This is a genomic window from Thalassotalea algicola (genome assembly GCF_012932965.1).
Classification (GTDB): Bacteria; Pseudomonadota; Gammaproteobacteria; order Enterobacterales; family Alteromonadaceae; genus Thalassotalea_F; species Thalassotalea_F algicola.
Window position 1 is genome coordinate 555,750 of sequence record NZ_JABBXH010000001.1, and the last position, 17,746, is coordinate 573,495.

Below are 17,746 nucleotides of genomic sequence, written 5' to 3' on the forward strand. Positions count from 1 at the left end.
TCATTGTGCAATGCTAAACAGAATTTCTGTTAACTCTCCGTTTCGATCAACTAGTAAAGCCATGTCACTAGCTTCTCTTAATAATTTTAATGCTTGTGCAGACTCACTCGGTATCGATAAATCTAAACCATTCATCTGAACCGCTACATCACCTGACTTTAAACCCGAATTTCTAAAAAACTCAGAATTTTTCCCTGGCATAAGACGGTAACCGACGACCTTGCCTTGTGCCCTCTTGGGAGATATTTTCAAATAATCACTAATTTTTCCGGGGTTATCCGTCAAATCATTTTTTAAATCGCGAACTGCTTTGGTCAGCGCTTTATTATTCCGTAAATCAACCGTGTCTCTGCGACTTGGACTTGGCAAATTTTTCTTTAACTGATTACGCTTTTCCCTGATATTATCACGACTAGATAACGACTTCGTGACACTACCTTTTTTACTGTAATCAAAGCCATCTAACATCAGGGTTTCCATCCGACCAGACTGCTTAATCAACACACGGTCTGAATGAACCTGACTCAACTGAGCACGAGTGCCTTTTATTTTGTCACCTATACCATAGGTTTCTTGACTACCATTATTTTCAATAATCGCTGCAGCATTCTCCGGGTCGCTAGATGCGACCACGCCTGCCAATATTAAGTTCAATTTAGTTTCTGGGGCATCTTGAACTTCGGGCAAAGTTTCAGTGCTTGTGACTTGTTGATAATTACCAAACAAATTCAACGCAATGAAGCCTTCTACATCAAATTTGTTGCTCACCGTTTTAGAGGACTTCGACACACTTTGCTCTACCGATGTATCAGGTATATGTTGGCTAGGCACGAATTGCCAAGTCATTTGTGCCAGCAAGTAAACGAGATAGCCAAGTATCAATACAATAATTACTTTTGCTATCTGGACTTGTGGAAGCTTATTAAGATATTCGCCAAAAGACGCCAGATTATCAGGCAACTGCATTTTAATATTTATAATTATATGTGCGTTAATATCAGCCGATGATACTTGACGATAAGCAATGCAACAAGCAGTCGACAAGAAATTTAACTAATATTTACATAAAGGGGGCCATAGCTAGCGAAATTAGCCGAATTATGGTACCTTTCGCGCACATTTTTTAAGGTGGCATTTAGTGTTCGTTCATGGGTAACAAACAGCAAACATCTGAGTCTAGCACCACAAGATTAGATAAGTGGTTGTGGGCCGCAAGGTTTTATAAAACAAGAGCCATTGCCAAAACAATGATCGATGGTGGAAAAGTGTTTTATAACGGCCAACGAACCAAATCAGGTAAAGCCGTATCAATAGGCGATAAAATACGTGTAAGACAAGGCTTTGATGAAAAAGAAGTCATCGTTATCGCATTAGCGGATAAACGCCGCGACGCCACTTTTGCGCAAACGCTTTATCAAGAAACTGAAGTTAGTGTTGAAACTAGAGATCGTAATACCTTGGCTCGCAAGCAAGGCGCTTTCTTTAGCCCAGCCACTGACACTAAGCCAGATAAGAAACAACGACGACAAATTCGTCAATTGAAAGAAAGGATATAAAAACTCATGTCTACGCAAGATATGTTAAATCGCTATCTATTTGATGATAAACACGCCCGTGGAGAATTAGTTCAAATTCATCAGGCTTACCAAGATATTGTTAAAAACCATAATTATCCTGATGGCGTAAAAGCGTTACTTGGTGAATTGCTCGCGGCTACATGTCTACTAACCGCGACGTTAAAATTTGAAGGTGAAATCGCAGTTCAACTACAAGGTGCCAGCGATGCGCCAATTAATTACATGGCAATAAACGGCGATCATCAACAAAACATGCGTGGTGTGGCAAAACTGCAGCAAGAGTCTGACGCAACAACACTACATGATCTTATCGGTAAAGGCATCATGGTAATAACCATCCGTCCTTTTAAAGGTGAACCATATCAAGGTGTTGTTCCGCTGGAAAAGCCAACTTTAGCTGAATGCTTGGCAAACTACTTTGAAACATCAGACCAAATTCCAACAACTATCTGGTTATTCACGGATATCGCGGCGAATAAAGTTGCCGGTAGTTTAATTCAGTTGTTACCTGACAGCGAAGATAAAGAACAACAAATGGCTGATTACGATCACCTTTGTGCACTTACAAAGACCATTTCAGCGAAAGAAATCTTTGAATTACCCGCAGAAGAATTATTGCACCGTTTGTATCATGAAGAACAAGTAAGGTTGTTCGAACCCCAAGCAGTTACTTATCAATGTTCTTGCTCAGAAGAAAAGTGTTTAGGCGCTATCGCTCAAATTGGCGCAAGCGAGCTAAAAAGCATATTTGAAGAACAAGGCAACGTTAGTATGACTTGCGATTACTGCTTAACTACTTATGCATTCAACGAACAGCAGCTTTCAGCATATTTAACTGAAACAAAACACTAGTTAAGAAGATATTTAAGATAAGGGCGCTATTAAGCGCCCTTTTTTATTATTAAGCCCTATTCTTTCTCACTTTCCAGTTGGTCAGTTTTTCAGTCAAAAACAAAAAATGTCGTTTTATTACATAAAAAAACTGTCAAATAACCGCTTTAGTGTAATAAAAGATGAAAACTTTCAGTCAGAAAAAATTATTGCTTTTGTTTTGAGCAACATTGCCCTAGAATTAGTGGCCTCAGCGCGAACTGAGTAAAAACTTTAATTTTTTTGTTATACCCTTTTTTGGAGAGTGCAAACTATGTCTGCAATGGCAAACACTATCGACTTATCTCTTTACGGCATCAATAACGTTGAAGAGATTGTTTATAACCCTTCTTACGAATTATTATTCGAGGAAGAAACAAAAGCCGGTCTTGAAGGGTATGACAGAGGTTATGTAACTGAGCTCGGTGCAGTTTCAGTTGATACAGGAATTTTTACGGGTCGTTCACCTAAAGACAAATACATTGTTCGTGACGACACTACGCGTGACACGGTTTGGTGGGCTGATCAAGGTAAAAACGACAACAAGCCTATGAGCACAGAAACCTGGGGTGAACTAAAAAGCTTAGTAACCACACAACTTTCTGGTAAGCGTTTATTTGTCGTAGATACTTATTGTGGTGCTAACGAAGACACTCGTTTAAAAGTGCGATTCATCACTGAAGTAGCATGGCAAGCTCATTTCGTTAAAAACATGTTTATTCGCCCAACTGAAGAGCAATTAAAAGATTACGAACCAGATTTCGTCGTAATGAATGGTGCGAAGACAACTAATCCAAACTGGCAAGAACAAGGTTTAAATTCTGAAAACTTTGTAGCCTTTAACTTGACGGAAAAAATGCAACTTATCGGCGGTACGTGGTACGGCGGTGAGATGAAAAAAGGTATGTTCTCAATGATGAACTACTTACTTCCGTTAAAAGGCATAGCGTCAATGCACTGTAGTGCGAACGTATGTGAAAAAGGTGACGTTGCGGTATTCTTCGGTCTTTCAGGAACGGGGAAAACAACACTTTCTACAGACCCTAAACGTGAATTAATCGGTGACGACGAGCACGGTTGGGACGACAACGGTATTTTCAATTTTGAAGGTGGTTGTTACGCAAAAACCATTAACCTTTCAAAAGAAAACGAACCAGATATTTACAATGCCATCCGTCGCGATGCACTGTTAGAAAACGTAACAGTAGATGAAAATGGCAAGATAGACTTTGATGATAATTCAAAAACTGAAAACACACGTGTTTCTTACCCAATTCATCACATTGATAACATCGTTAAGCCTATTTCTCGTGCAGGGCATGCAACTAAAGTTATCTTCTTAACAGCAGATGCGTTTGGTGTTCTGCCACCAGTAGCTAAATTAACGCCAGAGCAAACAGAGTACTACTTCTTATCTGGTTTTACAGCGAAATTAGCAGGAACTGAGCGTGGTATTACTGAGCCAACACCAACATTCTCAAGTTGTTTTGGTGCCGCTTTCCTAAGCTTACACCCAACGCAATATTCCGATGTTTTAACGAAGCGTATGAAAGCAGCTGGTGCAGAAGCGTACTTAGTTAACACTGGCTGGAATGGCAGTGGCAAGCGCATCTCAATTAAAGATACTCGAGCAATCATTGATGCTATTTTAGATGGCTCAATTGAAGAAGCTGAAACTATTACTCTGCCAATGTTCAACTTAAGCGTACCTAAAGCATTGCACGATTGTGATACCAACATTCTTGATCCTCGCAATACTTATGAAAATGCAGCGGATTGGGAAACTAAAGCACGTGACTTAGCCGGTTTATTTGTCGATAACTTTGATAAATTTACAGACAACTCACACGGTGAATCATTAGTAGCTGCAGGTCCTCAGCTTTAAAATAGATATACATCGTTTAAAAGCCGCATTGAATGCGGCTTTTTTTTATCTAAATCATAGAAACTTAATTCTCGAAAAATGGTTTGTTACAAATCCATTTTCCGAAACAACCCATTGAATAACATATAAAAAACTATCTTTCATCCTTTCGAATTGTTCACTTTATTTGTACTGGTTAAATTTTGAACTAAACTTAAACTGAGTTCGCATCATTTAAGGGAGTAAATATGCTTTATCTATTGCTATTTAAGTTCACCCTGTTTCTTATGTTATGTGTATGGTTAACAAGACGAAATAATCTGGCAGTGAAATTATGGAGCGATGAGCAACTGATAAAAAGCCTACCTCGTTATCAGCATATGAAAAATCAATCCAGTCAACGATTCGATGTTAGCCGCTTTGTCGACATTGAAGCTCGTATCAATCTAATAAAAAGCGAAACTGCTGCACGTTTTAGTTATGACCGCGTAAAAACAGCAACGTTAAATTACGAGCACAGACAGGCATTAATTAAAAGTTTGGAAGATAAAAGCAAACGAGCCTCATACGAAGGTAATTTGTTTGCTAAGTCATTACTTGAAAAAGAAATTGAAGAAATTGTCAGCCATTAGCTTATTGAAGCGGCAATAACACTTTAGCTTCTAAACCACCTTGTTTGCGGTTGGCTAGGATCACTTTGCCACCATGAGTATCAACGATACGCTTAATAATGGCTAAACCTAGGCCACTGCCTTCAGTGCCTCGAGCTTTATCGCCTTGGGTAAATGGTTGGAATAGTCGGTCTATTTCTGACTCCGGAATACCTGCACCTTCATCACTCACTGTGATATATGCATAACGCTTATTCTCTATACCCGTCGCAACATGAATTTTACCTTCCGTATAACGAATAGCGTTTTGTATTAAATTAGCGATAACCCGTTTCATCGCCACATAACGAAGTGGTAAAGGTTTTACTTCTCCAGCACTATAGTTTACTTCGCGATCCGTTGGCGTTTCAGCATGGACGACATCATCAACCAACACATTTAAATCACTTATTTCAGGCTTATCTTTACTGTCATGACGAATATAATCGATAAACTGATCGATAATGGCATTCATATCATCGATATCGCCTTCAATGCCATCTTTAAGAAATTCATCTTGTTCGGACATCATCTCTGCACTTAAGCGTATTCGTGTTAGTGGTGTACGTAGATCATGTGAGATCCCCGCCATTAATAAATTACGGTCATCTTCAAGCTGTTTAATGCCTTTTGACATATGATTAAACGCTTGGGTTACCGCCATTATTTCTGTTGTTCCTTGCTCTTCAAGTGGCTCTGGAAACTCACCTTTACCGACATCTTCTGCCGCATGCTGCAAGGCTTTTAAAGGCCGGTTCAAATTACGAACAAATAGCCAGCCACCAGCAACAGATAACACGCCAAGAATGACTAAAAAGAAAATCAGTGGCGAAAAGTTTGATTCTTCAATACCACTTAATGGAATTTTGACCCAAAGACTAGGCGCTTGTGGTGGCCTTATCCAAAACAGATATTCATCGCCTCGAGAAATTCTAACTTCCGCCGGGCCATCTAATAGCTCAGACATTTGTGCTGAGCGAAACTCTACGTAAACCGCATTAGCCAACCCCAAACGCATCGCATCTTTTTCACGATAGACACCGATACCGGTTTCTCGCTGAAACGCTTCTGCCATTGCTGGGCTAAGCTCTGCATCTTTTACATCAATAAATACCACGCGTACTTGCTTTGCAAGTAGTTCATTAATTTGTTGGAAATTAGGCTGTAAGATATATAACGCGATGGAAACATACGAAACCACCTGATTTATCAACAACAAAAAACCAATTAATAATACCGTTTGCCCAAAAGCACTACGTGGCAATATCTTCATAAAAGTATGTAATTAAGCTGCTTCTTGGCCGTCTGGCACAAATACATAACCTAAGCCCCACACGGTTTGAATATAGCGAGGTTTAGCAGGATCTTCTTCTAGCATACGACGTAATCGACTTACTTGTACATCAATACTACGCTCTAACGCAGAATAATCCCTGCCACGCGCTAAGTTCATTAACTTATCACGAGAAAGAGGCTCTCTTGGGTGAGTAACTAAGGCTTTTAATACCGCAAATTCACCACTGGTTAGTGGCATATTCACATCACCTCTCACCATTTCACGAGTCGCTAGGTTTAAGGCATATTCACCAAATTCAATGACATTTTCTTCCATTGAAGGTGCACCTGGAGCTTCTTGGGTTTTACGACGTAATACCGCTTTAACGCGCGCCAATAACTCACGAGGATTAAACGGTTTTGGCATATAATCATCTGCGCCCAGCTCAAGACCAATGATGCGATCAACTTCGTCACCTTTAGCTGTTAGCATGACAATTGGAATGTTATTGCCGTTTTGACGTAATCGGCGACAGATAGATAAGCCATCTTCACCAGGCAGCATAAGATCTAAGACTAATAGATGAAAATTTTCTCGCTCTAATAATCGATCCATTTGCTCAGAATTTGCGGCTGAACGTACAACAAAGCCCTGTTCCACTAAATAGCGCTCGAGTAAAGCTCTTAAGCGCATATCATCGTCAACAACTAATATTTTTTGCGTTTCCTGTCCCATAATCCCATCCTCTTGGTCTTATTCAATGATTTCACTATAAGCGATAATATTCACCATGAAAAATCAAGAATGTTACAAAGTGTTAAGATTTGGATATATTCAACCGGATCATATATAACTTTTAGTTATCAATAGGAAACATTTAAGCTGTTTTTCCTATTTCTTTTTCATTAGAAAGGAAATAGGTTTTTCTAATCGTGATTGCCATGCTTCTTCAGTATGCGCATGACCATCGAAAAAGAGTGTTTGCCAGTTTTCTTTGGTAAAGCCTTTACTCTTCATGATCAAATCCACATGCTTTTGCAATGGCGGATAGTGTTCATCAAGTGTTTTATTACCGTAATCAAAATAGATTTTGTGGTCACTTAATTTAGTTAAGCTATTCGTTAGATATTGATAAAAAGTATTAGGGGCAGGGTTACCTTCATGAGGCATAACGCCTAGCCAGTGAGTCGATATACAGGCAGCACCTCCAAAGACATCCGGATATTCATTTATCGCATAAAGCGAAATTAAACCGCCCATGCTTGAGCCCATAATAAAAGTCGAATTTTTACTGGTATCAACCGCATAGTTTTCATCGATATAAGGTTTTAATTCTTGTACGAGAAACTTTAGGTAGTTATCTGAATTCACGGCGCCGTTGAATAATAACTGCGACTCGTCACGTGGTATCTGATAAAAGCGCTTTTGGTCGGCTATTGATAACAAGTTAAATGGTTTTTGAGGGTAGTAATCTCTATGACGATCAGGTCCGCCATTGTCTATTCCGACAACAATAAACGGCCTTATATTGCTTGTGTTATTTAATCGAGCTGCCGTTTCGTCTACACCCCATTCTTGCTTATTCCAGGTGGTGCTTGCGTCAAAAAGCATTTGACCATCATGCATATAAAGCACTGCATAATTGTTCGATTCGTTATAGTCTTCTGGGAGCCAGATGTGAATGTTGCGCTTGCTGACAAACTTTGAAGGAAATTGCTCAATCGTCGCTAGTGTTCCCGATTGAACCGAAATAGCATGCCCGTCATTTGCCAATACAAAGAAAAGTACAAAGAGTAATAATCGCATAATGTCTTTACCGCTAAAGAATAGTTAGATAACTATGACAAAAGATCAGTAAAGTTAAAAAGCGAAACCAATGAATACGATTGCAAAGTTACTTAATATATTTAATTGCCTGCTCGGAGACACATTTGGTAAAGCTTTTTTGGCGCTGTTCGCGAGAAAGGCGTTCTATGGCACCCGTCACTAACTCCATCTTCTCATCTCGCTCCTCTTTAGGTAGAGCAGAAAGTTGATCAGTAAAGCAGCCAACAAGACCGTAATTTAGCGCACTATCTGATTGCGGAGTATCACCTTTAAGACATAAATCAAGCTTTTCAGCAAGTTGCCCTTTATCCATTTTTTCTATGATTTGAGCTAGCTGATAAGGAATTGGATCTACTTTTCGATCAAGATTGCAGCCGTAGAACATATCGGCAACCGCTACTTTTGGAATAATTGCCTGATGTTTAGGTACAAACTCATTTCTCAGCCATTGCTTGTGTTGTTCTGACATTGCGGCACTTTGCTCTGCTTTAGCTATCAAAGTAAAACTCGCAGTTAATAGACTAACCCCTAGCAACAATGCAACACTCGAAAGTTTTTTGTCTGCCATTGACACTACTCCAAAAAATAATGGCTAATTAACATTCCCTGTTAAGATTATAACTTATTGTATTAAGGTGTGTTGGCCTTTTCAGTTAAAGATTTCAATTTGTTACATCTATTAAAACGCCAAATGACTAATTGATTATTTGCCGGCATATCAATATTTGCTTCTAATTCGAAACCGGCCTGTTCAGCTAAAAAGTTTACTTCTTCAAAGTCGCGAATTGCACTTTGGCTATCTCGCGCTTTAAGCCATAAATCAAAATCGGCATTACTTGCACTTGTATATTCACCATCAAATTTAAACGGTCCATAAATAATCAGTTTTGTATTTGGCTTACAGACCCCGGCGACATGCTTAAAAAGGCATACTACGTGCTGCCAACTCATTATATGTAATGTATTTGCGCTATAAATTAATTGATACTGCTTACGCGGCCATTGATTATGGTTAGCAACATCTAATGAAATGGGCGTTAAAAGGTTACTTGTTCCATGCTCATCTAAGTTTTGAGAAAGCGAAGCTAAATATTCCTGTTGATCACTACATTGCCATATCAAATGTGGCAGTTTATTGGCAAAAAAACTTGCATGCTGACCAGAATAATTACCCAATTCAAGCACCTCGGTTACCTCAGCACAATGAAGTTTTACATGTTCAAATATTGCTTCTTTATTCCGCTCACAACTCGGTGCAAAGTTATGCCATTGCTCTTTCATAGATTTCAAAATTGTTAGCTTCACCAAGTTTTTAACAATGTTTTATCATAAAAAAAAGCGAAGCTTTTAGCTTCGCTTTTCTACAAATATATTCACTAATCACTGCTTTGAATTAAATGAACATCGCGTTGAGGGAAAGGAATAGAAATTCCTGCTTCATCAAACGCAATTTTTACAGCTTCATGTGTAGCAAAAAATACTGGCCAGTAGTCTTCAGAATTAACCCAGGGGCGAACTACGAAGTTAATTGAGCTATCAGCATGCGCAGATACGAAAATATCTACCGTAGGGTCCTTCAACACGCGACTGTCATTGTCCATGACTTGTTGCAATACGGCTTTAGCTTGCTTTATATCATCGCCATAACTAATACCAAATGTCATATCGACACGGCGTGTATCTTCGATAAATAGGTTTTTAACACAGCCATTAGAAAGCAAGCCATTAGGAATTATTACCCGCTGATTATCTAACGTTCGCATAATGGTATTAAAGATTTGAATTTCAACAACCGTACCAACATAGCCTTGTGCTTCGATAACATCGCCAGCTTTAAATGGACGGAAGAATAGAATGAGTATGCCACCGGCAAAGTTTGCTAAGCTCCCTTGTAATGCAAGACCAACGGCTAAGCCTGCAGCACCTAACATTGCAATAAGAGAAGCAGTTTCTACCCCTATCATCGAGGCAAAGATAATAATTAACACCGCCTTAAAGGTTATGTTAAAAATGCTGACTAAAAATTGATGTAACGTCACTTCAACTTTCTTTTTAGTCATTGCTACGTCTATCAATTTCACAATACGACGTATAACCCAAGCACCTATGATCCAAACAATGATAGCTAAGATCAGTTTAGTACCAAAGGCTAGCCCCATTTCACCAATGATTTGCATATAATGTTCAAGTTTATCGACGCTTGTATTCATTACCTCTGCTGTCGTATCTATTGCTGCTTCAACACTAGACTCTTCCGCTGCCATATTATTCACCTTAAATAAAATAAAATAAATTGATTTAACTTACTGAATTATCAGTTAAACACACTTGTTAATTTAAGGTTAATTGTAGATGGATATTAAAAAATAGAAAGAAAAAAGGCGAGCTAATCGCTCACCTTTTCCAATTTAATTAGCGTTAAAATGAAAAACTATAGCCTAAAGTAATCGACTGAGGTTTGCCGACCATTATTGAACCGTGGGTCTTACTCGAAACATATTCTTCATCTAGCAAGTTATCTACAGTTAATGAAACTTCCTGCTGCTGATCAATACTATATCGAGCAGCCAGATCGACAACCGTACGACTGTCAATCAAGTCATCTGTAGCTATATTGCCTTGACCAGCTTCAGTACGCATTTCACCCATATAACGAACAAGTATATCGCTGCGCCATTTTTCACCTTCAATACCAACTGTTAATTGAATTTGATTTTCTGGTACATATGGCAACTCGTCTCCCTTAACTACATCACCCCATGTATCAAGCTTAGACGAAAAGTCATTTAAGAATTCAGTTTCAGTAAAGGTATAAGTTAAATCTACGGGCAATGTAAATTGTTCAAGGGTAAATTGATAACCTGCTTTAATTTCAAGACCAGAAACTTCAACTTCACCAGCATTATATTGGTTGCCAATATTATCATCTTCACAACCTTGGCTAGCTGTACAGTTTCCGTGCATATTTTCATAGTCAGAATAAAATGCAATTGCTTCGCCATTAAAAGCACCTAAGGTATAGCGAGCACCTAATTCATAATTAATGCTTTCTTCATTATCAGAATCCTCATTACCTGGTGCTGGTGGAGCAAAACCTTTTTGAACACCACCAAGTAAAACAAGCTCTTCTGATAACTTATAGGTAACAGCTAGCGAAGGAAGTAAAACATCAACATCGTTTTTCTTATGGCTTGGTATGCCATCTCGACCAACATCATTTTTACCCCAATCATGACGTTCAATTGTCATATCTTCGTAACGAAGACCCGCATTAACAATAAAGTCACCCACGGTATATTCGTCATGAACAAATAAAGCAAAAGCTTCTGCACTATCTATACGATTAGAGTCAGTGCCTGGAGCGCCAGCTGACGATAACGTCATATTATAAGCACTATCTAGTTGGTACTTATCGACCCATTGGAAGCGATCCATTTCATCTTCATGGTAACGTGCGCCAAATTTCACTTGGTGTTCGTTCAAATCTGCTTCTAAAACAGTTTGAATACCTTTCGATAAGTATTCACGGTTGTTCGCTTTAATATCTACAGATAGTGGCTCAACAGTTGGGTTTTCATCAAACTGAGCAGCCAATTCAATACCGCCACTACCTAAGCTTTTCCCACCGATTTTACTCACTTTATACCAATTACGCGCAAAATCATTGTAATAAGCAGATGAGCCTAGTGTTAAGCGAGGAGATAATTGAATGAAGTGATTTAGCTGTAATTGCTTGTGCTCGGTATTCATATTATCTAGCTGTGAAGCTGAGTAACGGCTATATGGATCACTATCGAAATCTGCCGCTGTAATACCCATATAAGTTTCATCAGAATCTTCATCAGAGTATTTCAATTTCATCTCTAACTCTTGGTAGTATTTTGCAGACGAATCACTGTTAATACGAACCTTAGCCATTACATCGTTTTTAACAAATCCTGTGTCTGTATCGCTATGGTTAACATCTTTAAAACCATCAGCTTGGTATCTATATACTTCAAAGACACTTGCTACATTTTTACCTTCGCCACCTACATAACCATGTAATTTAGCAAAACCATCTTGTCCCGCAGCAAGTTTTAACTCACCAGCAAAGGCCTGCTCTGGAATTTGTCGAGACAATAGATTTACAACACCACCAGTTGTACGCGGGCCATACATAGCGCTTGAAGTGCCTTTTAACACCTCTATTTGTTGCATACGACCAGAAGTAGGGAAGTAATAAGCTGAAGGGGCAGCATACGGTGCAGGAGCAGCTAAAACGTTATCTTCCATAATAGTGACTTTTTCACTGCGATTTTGGCCAGTGCCTCGCATGCCAATATTAGGACGCAAACCATAACCATCTTCCTCTAATATGTATACACCAGGCACTGAAGTTAAAGTTCGCATGATGTCACTAAAATCGAATTTTTCAATTTCTTCCTGACTAATGCGATGCGCACTACCCGGGATATCATTGATAACCTGTTCAGTACCAAAAATAGTTAAATGTTCCATGTCATCTGCTTTTTCGGCAAATGCTGGCTGAGAAAACGCGATAATGGCTAAAGCTAACGCTTTTTTGTTGAACTGCATGAACTGACCTATACAAAATTAATACTAAATATTTTTATGCGGCAGATGTTAGCACAAAACTAAATGCAAATGCGAATAAATATCATCTAGAATTAGGTTTTATTGTTTGAGATCAAGCTATTTTTAGTTTCGATTTAGTATGCGCTTAATAAGTTCGAACAAACCGAGCTTTTTTAGCAGTGAAGCGACAACAACTTTAATATTAGTTGCTAGCCGTAATTTGAAAAAATACGAGCGACTTTTTAATTGATCAAATTGTTTACTCAATCGTTTATGTTTCATTAATGGCGTAATCAATTTTAATGTCTGTTTATCACTAGATGTTCTTCTAGCTTTTTGTATTCTCTGTACAAGCGACAAACTCATGATTTTCATATTGTTGTAATAAAAAAAATGTTCTGGATTATCTTCAAGTTCATTCTCTGGGGAACTGGTTAACGTTGATATACGATCAACAGTTGCACGAGACTCTTTAATACTAGTTTCTTGTAGTGCTTTTAATCCATATAGATGCATAGTCAATGCTTCAGTTAATAATTCATTATTTTTTGCATACTCCTTGCACTGGTTTTCCGTTATGCAAGGCAACAATCTTGGTTTCGCAAAGTTTAAGAAATGCAGTCCATTAGTATTAAAAACTAACCGCCCGAGCCTTAGAGTCTCTTCTTGAGTGTCGGTGATATGAATGGCGTGTTTCCCTATTTTGAAAACATCCCTAACTTTATCTTTTAATTCTAAGACATCTTCCAAACTATTTGCTTGAAATAAATAGACACGAACATCGTCAAATGTAGGAAAGCATTCGACTAGTTTATTTTTAATGCCTGGAAAGTTATCAGACTCAGCGCCTAACCAAGGCTCTTCACTATAGGCTTGTGCAAGCAAATTATGCGCGCCATTGTAGTTAAGGGATATAGATTTTTTATAGACCAGGGGAGACAATATTTTTTCAATTTCGCTTTCCCCGCCTTGTGCTGCAGGCCAAATGAAGGCGAGAAAGCTACGCTTGTCATAGGCAATGAATGTTTGAGCTGCCATATCAAGCATTTCAGTTGTAACACCACGATGTTGAAAATACTGATAGTCAAAGTCTCGAGCTGGTAGTTTGGTACGCGCTGCACCGACCTTTTTTTTAAACAATATCGATACTGCTGTTCGGTGTGCACCATTTAAAATACTGGCATTTTCAGCTAAAGGAATGATACTTTTATTGCTATCAAATCCATGTTCGCGTATTTCATTGAGTAGTTCAATTAAGGTTCGCTCAAAGTGCTCGTAACTATTTTTCTCAGGGTTATTAGGCTCTGAAAATGTGCCATCTGAAAAAGCTTTAATATGTTGTCGATAACATTCTCGGCGAAATTCAGAAAACTTTCCTTGCTCAAGTCCTTCCAAAAAATAAAGTTTGAACGCTAAGTCAAACCGATTATGAGTTAATTCCAATTGCTTTTCTTCAACTCTAATATTTGAACGTTCATCACTTATTTGACTTAGGATTTCTGGCTCAATCAATTGCGATAAATCAGTCATTTTAATAGTCGCTTAATGGTATCTTTTAAATCTCTAGGCGCGAGTTTACAGGCAAAGATAAAAATATCATGCCGTAAACGCCTGACAACAAACTGCCAAGGTACTCCTTGGTTGGTTACACAATCACTACGGTTGACGACAGAGCGGTTAATATTTTCATAACACGCATAATCATTAGGATAAGTGATGAAATAATTATTTTGCTTAAAAAACTCATCTAATAGCTTTGCACTTAGTGTGTTGCTATACAGAACATCATGAGAAAAATTAATTGAAAGCTCGTTCGCCAACGCTTGTAAACGCTCAATATAAACCGCTTTAACGGACTGTTTATGCACTCGAGCATGATAAAATAAACTGTAAAAATAGTCTTCTTTGCTCAGCCAGGGCACAGTATTTTCTATTCGTTTTGCCTTCAACATCTGGCGTTGCCAAGCCTGATCATAGTAATCATCACCAACAACCCTGGCATCAACATCCACCATTTGATTATCAATTTTCACTCGGAAATTTGCGTCACTTAAATTTTTCGCCTCAGCGTTTGTTGCATTGATGAAATCAGACAAATTAGCGCATAAGATATCAACATCTTTATCATTCCCCCAAAAATCATCAGGCAAATACTCTGCATTTCGCATAACAGCCCAATCTGAACACCAATTAGCGACCTGAAACATTTCGTTAAAATCAACCCAACCTTTACTTCCAGCCATATCACCAACATCATACTCAACGGGTGAAGTGATTTTTAAGCTTATTATTTCTTGCAACACTTTCGGCCCTGCAATTAAACCAGCACTATAAAAAAACTGCTCCAATGATGTTGTATATAAAACACATTGTTTAGACAGTAATGACGTTAAATTTTCGGGTAAGGATACGTTATAGCGGTTGTCTATTGTCCGCAGATAAATAGGCGATTCAATTTGATAAACAACCACCTTCAACGCTTTCTTTTGAGTTTCGTTAGCACTAATTTTTAAGCGCTGTAGATTTTGCTCAACAAACTGTGATTGCCAGTTAACATTAACAACAGCCAGCACGGCATAGTTTTTTTCAATAGCGTTTGTAATTGATGATAAATTCTCGGATTCACAAAGAACTAATTGCACGTCTTGCTGATAGTTATGGCGATACAAGCCACTTTCTTTAGAATAAACCAAATCACCTCGGGTATATTCAGTCAACGCTTTATTTATCATATTTTGCGCTTCCAAACCGTTTCAATAAATCCCATTAGAACAAGAGCCTTTGATTTTTGTATAAAACAAATTCGAGTATTTTTAGATAATGCATCAAAAAAGTAATTCGATACTGCTAATGAAATTAAGCTGGCACAGGCCGCACCTTCAATTCCATATAGAGGGATAACAAGATAATTTAATGGAATATTAAGACACACGCCAAATACATGCCGTTGCATGGTAATTTTTTGCAGCCCTTCATTAATTAGGTATTTACCGCTGACAGTTGCCATGGCAATAAAGACACAAGTCCATACATGAATAACTAATACTGGAGTAGTTGCTGCATAAGCTGAACCATAAAGAGTATTGACGACAAACGAGCCAATAAACATCGTTAAAATGGCACCAGCAATCATTAACCCAACTGCACAATCATAAGTAAGTTGGAATTTCCTATGGTAAAGCGCTCTATTTTTCTCTCTTAATGGCGTAATTAACGGCACTAACGAAAAAGTGATAATCATCGGCAATATATTAGCGAGTTCTGTAAGTTTTACCGCTGCAGAATAAAAACCAACGGCTTGTTGATCAAGCATTTTTCCAAGCATAATCTGATCAATTCTAGTGTAAATTATCCAGGCTGCAGAAGATATTATCAAAGGCCAACTTTGGGCAAGTAAAGAAGACATGTGCTTCTTCGAAATCTTCCAACTAAAAATCGTGGACACTTTACGTTGATAAAGCAATAAAAGCGCAATACCAATTAACAAGGCTTCTATTGAGATAGCGATTAAAAATGCGATAAGAGGCGCTTGTAGCCAAAGTAGTATTAACTTGACGCTACTTGAAATGGCAAATGCGCCGTTTTCAACCCATACAACATGCTTAGATAAAACTTTCGCTTCGAAGTAAAAGTTTACTATTTCGCTGGTTTTAAACAATATGCTAATGCCAACGATTGCGACAAATAGCTTGGTCTCATTTTCATTGGGTAAGAATAAAAATATAAAAATGATTAAACAAAGGTAGGTAAGAATCGCTCCTATAATCTTCAAACTAAATGCGCTTCCCATAATGTAGTCGCGGTCACTTGGCCTGTTAACTAAGTCTCTCACTACTATGCCTTTTAATCCTAGCGTTGCAAATACACCAAAAATGGCGACAAAAGCAGTGACAAAATTCAATTCGCCAAACTGACTAGGACCTAGGTGTCGTGCAAGCCACATAGTAATAAACAACCCTACGCTTAATCGCAGCAGCTTATCGAAAAGTAGCCAAAAAATATTTACAACTGCTTGTTTCATACACCCGAAATTTATTAACTGTTAATTATGTGTTTAAGATTATTGACAGTTATCTAGTGAACCAACCGTTACACTAACCTATTTATAAGGCTAATAAAATATATGACAATTAAAAGTAAATAATGCTAGTCTGCGATTAGGTAGAGGACAATGATATAAGCTTCATACTCTCAAAATGCAGTTGAAAATAGCCTTTCTTTGCTTAGCGCATAATAACTTTGATTTTATCGATAAATTGTCTCATTACTATTGCAGTGATGACGATCGGCTGTTTTTGCATGTTGATTCACAAGTAAACGACGCTGATATTAAGCTTACCAATCAAGATATCTACGTTTTACCTAAAGAAAGTCGCCACCGAACCCGATGGGGTAGTTACAACATAGTAAAAGCAACTCTGGAGTTACTTAAGGCTGCCTTAGCGACTAATCAATATGACCGTTTTATCCTAATCAGTGGTGCCGATACGCCTTTATTACCCAAGCAAACACTTAAAGCAAAATTAAAAGCTGATATTAGTTACTTTTCTCATTGGAAAACAGCTTCTACAAGCGATAGCCAAGATAACCGAGAGTTCTTCCGTAGACACTACTATTTATCATCTTTAACCAACCCAGGTGAAGCTTATTTAACGAAAAGCAAACTAAAAATTTATATCATGTTATTGCTAAATAAATTCATTGCTACGTTACCACAAACGACTCCATTTAGTTTTGAACACTATATAAAAGGTTCACAATGGTGGGTAATGACCAATGAACTTGCGTCATATATTTCCAAAGAGTTCACTAATGAAACCATTTCAAATCAATTTAAATCGATGCATGCTCCCGATGAAAAAGCCATACAAACAATAGCATTTAATAGTCCTTTTCTAGACAAGATAGAATTTGACAAAGGGCAAGACTCGCTCAAGCAAGGGTTACATTATATAGACTGGGGCTTTGCAGATAAGTCGTATCAACTTCAAGAATTTTCCCCTAAGATTATAGAAAAAGCAAAAACACTTGGCTGTGCATTTGCGCGTAAAGTGCCGAGTGATAAACAAGGTGAATTTATTAAGTTTATTGAGAATTTTTAACC

16 protein-coding genes are annotated in these 17,746 nt (G+C 38.1%); 5 read left to right on the top strand and 11 right to left on the bottom strand.

Annotation, left to right across the window (positions count from 1 at the left end):
* Complete coding sequence (gene gspC / locus HII17_RS02560) at positions 1 to 966, bottom strand: type II secretion system protein GspC (protein WP_169073741.1); 966 nt, start codon at positions 964 to 966, stop codon at positions 1 to 3.
* Positions 967 to 1,148: 182 nt separating this feature from the next.
* On the opposite strand from gspC, the gene HII17_RS02565 reads away from it, so the two are divergent.
* The 4 genes from HII17_RS02565 (at position 1,149) to HII17_RS02580 (ending at position 4,943) form a co-directional block, all read left to right on the top strand.
* Positions 1,149 to 1,556 carry an RNA-binding S4 domain-containing protein gene (locus HII17_RS02565; RefSeq protein WP_169073742.1) on the top strand — a complete coding sequence of 136 codons (408 nt, stop codon included), beginning with the start codon at positions 1,149 to 1,151 and terminating at the stop codon, positions 1,554 to 1,556.
* 6 nt (positions 1,557 to 1,562) lie between these two features.
* On the top strand, positions 1,563 to 2,429 hold the full coding sequence (hslO, locus tag HII17_RS02570) for an Hsp33 family molecular chaperone HslO (protein ID WP_169073743.1): 867 nt from the start codon (positions 1,563 to 1,565) through the stop codon (positions 2,427 to 2,429).
* A 292-nt stretch (positions 2,430 to 2,721) separates the two neighbouring features.
* Positions 2,722 to 4,332, top strand: coding sequence for a phosphoenolpyruvate carboxykinase (ATP) (gene pckA, locus HII17_RS02575; protein WP_169073744.1), 1,611 nt, complete (start codon positions 2,722 to 2,724; stop codon positions 4,330 to 4,332).
* A gap of 305 nt (positions 4,333 to 4,637) precedes the next feature.
* Positions 4,638 to 4,943, top strand: coding sequence for a hypothetical protein (locus HII17_RS02580; RefSeq protein WP_169073745.1), 306 nt, complete (start codon positions 4,638 to 4,640; stop codon positions 4,941 to 4,943).
* A gap of 1 nt (position 4,944) precedes the next feature.
* Here HII17_RS02580 and envZ read toward each other — a convergent pair whose 3' ends face one another.
* The 10 genes from envZ to HII17_RS02630 all read right to left on the bottom strand — a co-directional run bounded on the left by envZ (position 4,945) and on the right by HII17_RS02630 (position 16,663).
* Entirely contained in the window at positions 4,945 to 6,234 is a 1,290-nt protein-coding gene (gene envZ / locus HII17_RS02585) for a two-component system sensor histidine kinase EnvZ (protein ID WP_169073746.1), read from the bottom strand.
* Between the two features lie 12 nt (positions 6,235 to 6,246).
* Complete coding sequence (ompR, locus tag HII17_RS02590) at positions 6,247 to 6,972, bottom strand: osmolarity response regulator transcription factor OmpR (RefSeq protein ID WP_211185227.1); 726 nt, start codon at positions 6,970 to 6,972, stop codon at positions 6,247 to 6,249.
* A 156-nt stretch (positions 6,973 to 7,128) separates the two neighbouring features.
* Positions 7,129 to 8,043: an alpha/beta hydrolase gene (locus HII17_RS02595; RefSeq protein WP_169073747.1), complete on the bottom strand. Its 915-nt coding sequence runs from the start codon at positions 8,041 to 8,043 to the stop codon at positions 7,129 to 7,131.
* An 88-nt stretch (positions 8,044 to 8,131) separates the two neighbouring features.
* On the bottom strand, positions 8,132 to 8,632 hold the full coding sequence (locus tag HII17_RS02600; protein WP_169073748.1) for a hypothetical protein: 501 nt from the start codon (positions 8,630 to 8,632) through the stop codon (positions 8,132 to 8,134).
* A 62-nt stretch (positions 8,633 to 8,694) separates the two neighbouring features.
* Positions 8,695 to 9,345 carry a DUF938 domain-containing protein gene (locus tag HII17_RS02605; protein WP_169074156.1) on the bottom strand — a complete coding sequence of 217 codons (651 nt, stop codon included), beginning with the start codon at positions 9,343 to 9,345 and terminating at the stop codon, positions 8,695 to 8,697.
* Between the two features lie 95 nt (positions 9,346 to 9,440).
* Positions 9,441 to 10,328: a mechanosensitive ion channel family protein gene (locus tag HII17_RS02610; RefSeq protein ID WP_235938617.1), complete on the bottom strand. Its 888-nt coding sequence runs from the start codon at positions 10,326 to 10,328 to the stop codon at positions 9,441 to 9,443.
* 154 nt (positions 10,329 to 10,482) lie between these two features.
* A complete protein-coding gene (locus HII17_RS02615; RefSeq protein ID WP_169073749.1) occupies positions 10,483 to 12,642 on the bottom strand; it encodes a TonB-dependent receptor family protein in 2,160 nt (719 codons plus the stop codon).
* A 123-nt stretch (positions 12,643 to 12,765) separates the two neighbouring features.
* Entirely contained in the window at positions 12,766 to 14,172 is a 1,407-nt protein-coding gene (locus tag HII17_RS02620) for a hypothetical protein (protein ID WP_169073750.1), read from the bottom strand.
* Positions 14,169 to 15,374: a hypothetical protein gene (locus HII17_RS02625; RefSeq protein WP_169073751.1), complete on the bottom strand. Its 1,206-nt coding sequence runs from the start codon at positions 15,372 to 15,374 to the stop codon at positions 14,169 to 14,171. The genes HII17_RS02620 and HII17_RS02625 overlap by 4 nt, the downstream gene beginning before the upstream one ends.
* A complete protein-coding gene (locus HII17_RS02630) occupies positions 15,371 to 16,663 on the bottom strand; it encodes a flippase (protein WP_169073752.1) in 1,293 nt (430 codons plus the stop codon). Before HII17_RS02630 ends, HII17_RS02625 begins: the two co-directional genes overlap by 4 nt.
* 175 nt (positions 16,664 to 16,838) lie before the next feature.
* On the opposite strand from HII17_RS02630, the gene HII17_RS02635 reads away from it, so the two are divergent.
* Positions 16,839 to 17,744, top strand: a complete 906-nt coding sequence (locus tag HII17_RS02635) for a beta-1,6-N-acetylglucosaminyltransferase (RefSeq protein ID WP_169073753.1) — start codon at positions 16,839 to 16,841, stop codon at positions 17,742 to 17,744.
* Positions 17,745 to 17,746: the final 2 nt, after the last annotated feature.

Excerpts from the sequence above, each read along its gene's own strand:
- gspC (WP_169073741.1), bottom strand. The coding sequence starts at position 966 with ATGCAGTTGCCTGATAATCTGGCGTCTTTTGGCGAATATCTTAATAAG.
- HII17_RS02565 (WP_169073742.1), top strand. The coding sequence starts at position 1,149 with ATGGGTAACAAACAGCAAACATCTGAGTCTAGCACCACAAGATTAGAT.
- hslO (WP_169073743.1), top strand. The coding sequence starts at position 1,563 with ATGTCTACGCAAGATATGTTAAATCGCTATCTATTTGATGATAAACAC.
- pckA (WP_169073744.1), top strand. The coding sequence starts at position 2,722 with ATGTCTGCAATGGCAAACACTATCGACTTATCTCTTTACGGCATCAAT.
- envZ (WP_169073746.1), bottom strand. The coding sequence starts at position 6,234 with ATGAAGATATTGCCACGTAGTGCTTTTGGGCAAACGGTATTATTAATT.
- ompR (WP_211185227.1), bottom strand. The coding sequence starts at position 6,972 with ATGGGACAGGAAACGCAAAAAATATTAGTTGTTGACGATGATATGCGC.
- HII17_RS02595 (WP_169073747.1), bottom strand. The coding sequence starts at position 8,043 with ATGCGATTATTACTCTTTGTACTTTTCTTTGTATTGGCAAATGACGGG.
- HII17_RS02600 (WP_169073748.1), bottom strand. The coding sequence starts at position 8,632 with ATGGCAGACAAAAAACTTTCGAGTGTTGCATTGTTGCTAGGGGTTAGT.
- HII17_RS02605 (WP_169074156.1), bottom strand. The coding sequence starts at position 9,345 with ATGAAAGAGCAATGGCATAACTTTGCACCGAGTTGTGAGCGGAATAAA.
- HII17_RS02610 (WP_235938617.1), bottom strand. The coding sequence starts at position 10,328 with ATGGCAGCGGAAGAGTCTAGTGTTGAAGCAGCAATAGATACGACAGCA.
- HII17_RS02615 (WP_169073749.1), bottom strand. The coding sequence starts at position 12,642 with ATGCAGTTCAACAAAAAAGCGTTAGCTTTAGCCATTATCGCGTTTTCT.
- HII17_RS02620 (WP_169073750.1), bottom strand. The coding sequence starts at position 14,172 with ATGACTGATTTATCGCAATTGATTGAGCCAGAAATCCTAAGTCAAATA.
- HII17_RS02625 (WP_169073751.1), bottom strand. The coding sequence starts at position 15,374 with ATGATAAATAAAGCGTTGACTGAATATACCCGAGGTGATTTGGTTTAT.
- HII17_RS02630 (WP_169073752.1), bottom strand. The coding sequence starts at position 16,663 with ATGAAACAAGCAGTTGTAAATATTTTTTGGCTACTTTTCGATAAGCTG.
- HII17_RS02635 (WP_169073753.1), top strand. The coding sequence starts at position 16,839 with ATGCAGTTGAAAATAGCCTTTCTTTGCTTAGCGCATAATAACTTTGAT.